This window comes from Streptomyces sp. NPDC032091 (assembly GCF_055580265.1).
Genome location: NZ_JBVILR010000053.1, coordinates 1 through 4,156, shown reverse-complemented (window position 1 = coordinate 4,156; position 4,156 = coordinate 1). Strand labels below are relative to the sequence as shown.

General features: G+C 70.1%; 6 protein-coding genes. 2 read left to right on the top strand and 4 right to left on the bottom strand.

Annotation, left to right across the window (positions count from 1 at the left end; all coding sequences use genetic code 11):
* Positions 1-361: 361 nt before the first annotated feature.
* The 4 genes from ACZ5NJ_RS37695 to ACZ5NJ_RS37680 all read right to left on the bottom strand — a co-directional run bounded on the left by ACZ5NJ_RS37695 (position 362) and on the right by ACZ5NJ_RS37680 (position 2,699).
* On the bottom strand, positions 362-550 hold the full coding sequence (locus ACZ5NJ_RS37695) for a hypothetical protein (RefSeq protein ID WP_468771295.1): 189 nt from the start codon (positions 548-550) through the stop codon (positions 362-364).
* Between the two features lie 143 nt (positions 551-693).
* On the bottom strand, positions 694-1,461 hold the full coding sequence (locus tag ACZ5NJ_RS37690) for an AAA family ATPase (RefSeq protein ID WP_468771293.1): 768 nt from the start codon (positions 1,459-1,461) through the stop codon (positions 694-696).
* The gene (locus ACZ5NJ_RS37685) at positions 1,458-1,718 is read right to left on the bottom strand and encodes a hypothetical protein (protein WP_468771292.1); all 261 of its coding nucleotides are present in this window, start codon (positions 1,716-1,718) and stop codon (positions 1,458-1,460) included. Before ACZ5NJ_RS37685 ends, ACZ5NJ_RS37690 begins: the two co-directional genes overlap by 4 nt.
* 93 nt (positions 1,719-1,811) lie before the next feature.
* Positions 1,812-2,699 carry a LysR family transcriptional regulator gene (locus ACZ5NJ_RS37680; protein WP_468771290.1) on the bottom strand — a complete coding sequence of 296 codons (888 nt, stop codon included), beginning with the start codon at positions 2,697-2,699 and terminating at the stop codon, positions 1,812-1,814.
* A gap of 120 nt (positions 2,700-2,819) precedes the next feature.
* On the opposite strand from ACZ5NJ_RS37680, the gene ACZ5NJ_RS37675 reads away from it, so the two are divergent.
* Together ACZ5NJ_RS37675 and ACZ5NJ_RS37670 are read left to right on the top strand one after the other, a co-directional pair.
* A complete protein-coding gene (locus ACZ5NJ_RS37675) occupies positions 2,820-3,149 on the top strand; it encodes a carboxymuconolactone decarboxylase family protein (protein WP_468771289.1) in 330 nt (109 codons plus the stop codon).
* A 58-nt stretch (positions 3,150-3,207) separates the two neighbouring features.
* A partial coding sequence (locus ACZ5NJ_RS37670; RefSeq protein ID WP_468771288.1) for an IS481 family transposase occupies positions 3,208-4,156 on the top strand: 949 nt, incomplete at its 3' end.

Here is a 4,156-nt window from a genome sequence, read left to right as displayed (position 1 = left end):
CCCTGAGCGCTGCGCGCTCAGGAGCGAACCGCCTCGCTGCGCTCGGTGGGGCTCGGCTTCGCCGAGCCAGGGCCGGCCCTTCGGGCCGGGGTCCTTCGCTTCGCTTCGGACTGGTGGGGTTCCGCTTCGCTTCACCCCACGGGCCCGGCTTCGCCAGGCCCGGACCTCCCATGCTCCGCGCGGAAGGTGACCTCGTTTCACGAGGTTGAGGCCTTCGGCCTGTTGGGTGGGTCCGCTTCGCTCCCCCACCCGGTCCTTCCGGCTTCGCCTTCAGGACAAGCCCGCTCCGCGGGCGGCTGGCTGCGGCGATCGGGTGCTGAGCCGGGATCTCGTCTGGAGGATGTATCTGGGGGCTGGTCGTCTACAGCGTGCCATCAGCGATGCGTTCGGCCGCCTCCTGCGCGACCTCGTTGGCCATGCGCACGCCGCACCTCTCGCCAGCGGCCAGGAGGGCCGTCTTCACCTCCGGCGGCGGTCTGCCGGCATGCGTCACGCGGATCTCCGTCAAGGCCTTCTCGTACCGCGTCACCTGTTCCTGGACCCAGGGCATGGACTTCTCTAGTCGGCAGCGTCAGCCATACGGACAACCTACCCCGCTCACCTAATGCTTCATTCTAGGTTCAGGATGAACTCTGGAACCGCTGGGTTGCACCGGTCGCCCTGCTGTCGCGATCCGTAGAACCGCGTGGAGAGTCAGCTGCCCAGCTTGTTGAAGGCCCAGCGGAGCACTTCCTGGTCGGGGTGGTCCCGTCCTGTCCGTTCGAGTGCGGTCAGGGTGTGAGTGGTCAGGCGGGCCCAGTTTCGGAAGTTGCCGTGCGCCGCATGACGGTCGGCGAAGGTGATGTCTGCAGGATCGGTCCGGGCCCAGATCGGGTGGTAGAGCGGGATGACCTGCTGAACTTCGGCCAGAGTGAGCTTGGTGATGTGCTGCCAGATAAAGATGCGGGAGGAGAGCATCGGTTCCTTCCGCAGCACCGTGTGTGCTCCCTCGCCGCTGGCGAAGACGATCGCGATCTGCGAGTACGGGAGGTCCCACGTGTATCGGAAGTATTCGAACGTCTCGCGATTGAGCCATTGGGCTTCGTCCACAACCAGCGTACGCGGCTGGGCCGCCAGCGAGTCCAGGAGCAGCCGAGCGAACTCGGACGGGTGACGCGCAGGTTCGCCCGGCAGACCGAGAGCAGCGAAGAGCTCGTGGCGCACCGCTCGGGCCGTGGGGCGGGCGCGGAAGGCGATGCGGCAAGCCTCCTCGCCACGGGTCCGCTCCAGCTCGCGCAGGCAGACGTTCGCGGCGGGCGTCTTGCCGACACCGGCCGGACCGTGGAGGCACATCATTGCCCTGGCCTCGATCCTGTCGGTGATGTTCTCGCGGGCCGCCAGGAGCGCCCGGGTCGTGACGACTGCGGCGTCCGCGAGCTGGGTGTAGTGGTCGGTCTCTCGTGGCGGCAGCTGGCTCGTCATCGCTTCTCCTTACGGGCGCAGGGGTGCAGGGAGGCCGGGGTGTTCCAGTCGTCGGGCGGTGGGGCGGGCGGGATGAGGTCGGGAAGGGCCGAGGCGGCCATGCCGCTACCGGCCCACGTCGCCAGTTCTGCATCGGCTTCGGCGGCTGTGAGGGCGCCCAGGCGCTGGGCGGGCGCGGGAGTGGTGGCCGGGGCGGAGCGCTGGCGGCGCAGGGCCTGGGCCTTCTTCGCGTCCTCGCGCAGGTGGCGGGCCCGCACGGTGCGGGTGCGGCGCAGCTCGTCGAGCTGTTGTGGGGTGGCGGCGTCGGCGAGGTGGGCGGTGCCCAGATAGGGGCCGGCCGTCCGCCGTCCCTACTGCGCGGGGTCGGCGGGCGGGCGGCTGGCGAAGGCTTCGGTGAGGGCCTGCGCGAGAGCTTCGGCCCGGGGGTCGGGCACGGTGGCGCGGCGGGCGGTGACGATGCGGCTCGCTGCGTGGCCGTCGACCGGGACGAAGGCGATGCCGGGGCGGGCGTGCCGCCGTGCCGCGCCGGCTGGGAGCAGGCCGACCGTGCCCTCCCAGAGGACGGCGTGCAGGCACTCCTCGGGGGAGGAGACCACCGGACCCGGTACATCGTCCGGGGCGCCGAGCCAGTACGCCCGCCACTGTGCGTCCGTACCCGGCGGCAGCCGAAAGCGCGGTCTGCCTGCGAGCTCGGCGACGTGCAGCCGCGGGCGGCCCGCCAGCGGGTCGTCCGCCGGCAGGACGGCCACGAGCGGCTCCTCGCCGAGCAGGCGGACCGTCAGGCCGGAGGTGTCGAAAGGCAGGCGGGTCAGCGCCAGGTCCACCCGGCCCTCGCGCAGGCCCGCGCTCGGATCGGTGATCGGCGCCTCGCGCAGCCTCACCCGGAACCCCGACCGCTCCCGTCGCAGCGCGGCCAGCGCCACCGCGCCGACGTCCAGCCCGGTGCCCGCGACCGTACCGAGGACCAGGACCCGCTCGGACTCGGCGCCCCGGACCCGTTCACGGGCGCGCTCAGCGCGCTCCAGCAGCTCCCGCGCCTCCACGAGCAGCACCTCGCCGGCCGGGGTGAGCCGTGCGCCGGTCGGGATCCGCTCGAACAGCCGGCACCCGAGGTCTGCCTCCAGCTCCCGTATCCGGCGGCTCAACGGCGGCTGTGCCAAATGCAGGCGTGCCGCGGCCCGGCCGAAGTGGCCCTCCTCGGCCACGGCGACGAAGCAGCGTAGTGCCCGCAGGTCCATGACCGGCCACGATACCGAGTTCGAACCCGTCCCTGCGAAACCGGTCTTGGACACGGCCGCCCCCGCCGCGGTGAGGTGGATCCACCAACGGATCCACCTCACCGCTCAAGGAGCCCCGCCGTGTACACAGACCCCGACGACCTCAAGCGCGCCCGTTCGGTCGGCGCCAACGCCCCCGTGGAGTTCACGGCATGGCGCGCCTTCCAGGACGCCGTCGACCGGGAGGACGGTACGGTCCCGCGCCGCTACCGCGAGCTGATCTCCGTGGCGGTGGCGCTGGTGACCCAGTGCGCGTACTGCCTCGACGTGCACACCGCCGCCGCCCGCCGGCACGGCGTCACCGCCGAAGAACTGGCCGAGACCGCCTTCGTCACCGCCGCGGTCCGCGCGGGCGGAACCATGGCCCACGCACTGATGGCCGACCGCCTGTACGAGCGGCACGGCCACTAGGTATAAAACTGCCGGACGTTGGTTACACATGGGTCTCCGACCGTGACGGAGATTTGCCATGCCCCCTTCGCCGCAACAGAAGCAGGACCGCCAGGCCCAGCGGCGCCTGGCGGTCCTGCGACACGCCGAGGAGGTCACTGGGAATGTCTCCCTGACCTGCCGGTACTACGGGATCAGCCGCAACTGCTTCTACAAGTGGCAGCGGCGCTACGAGGAGCAAGGCATCGAAGGGCTGCGCGACCGCTCCAGCGCGCCGCACAACAGCCCAAACGCCACCGACGCCGACATCGTGAACAAGATCGTCTACCTTCGGCAGAACTACCACTTCGGCCCAATGAAGATCAAGATGTACCTCAAGCGGTACCACGACATCGACATCGCCTGTTCCGCCGTTTACCGCATCCTCAAACGGCTGGGCCTGAACCGGCTGCCCGCCTCCCAGCGCTACAAGCGCCATGACCGGCGCCACACCCGCTACGAGAAGCAGCTGCCCGGCAACCGCGTCCAGATCGACGTCAAGTTCATCGAGCCCATCGGCGCCCCAGCCGCGGCCAAGAGCCCGGCCCCGGTCACCGGCGAAGCCCCCACGATCCGGCGGCGGGCCAAGTACTACCAGTTCACCGCGATCGACGACTGCACCCGGCTGCGGGTCCTGCGGATCTACCCACGGTGCGACCAGAAGACCGCCGTCCAGTTCCTCGACTACGTCCTGGAACGACTGCCGTTCCGCGTCGAGGTCATCCAGACGGACAACGGCGCGGAGTTCCAGTCCGCCTTCCACTGGCACGTGCTCGACAAGGGCATCGCGCATACGTACATCAAGCCGGCGTCCCCGCACCTCAACGGCAAGGTCGAACGCTCACACCGCATCGACGCGGAGGAGTTCTACCGCATGCTCGCCGGTGTCGTCATCGACGACACCGGCGTCCTGAACGAAAAGCTCCGAGAATGGGAGGACTACTACAACTACCACCGCCCACACGGCGCTCTCGACGGCCAGACACCCT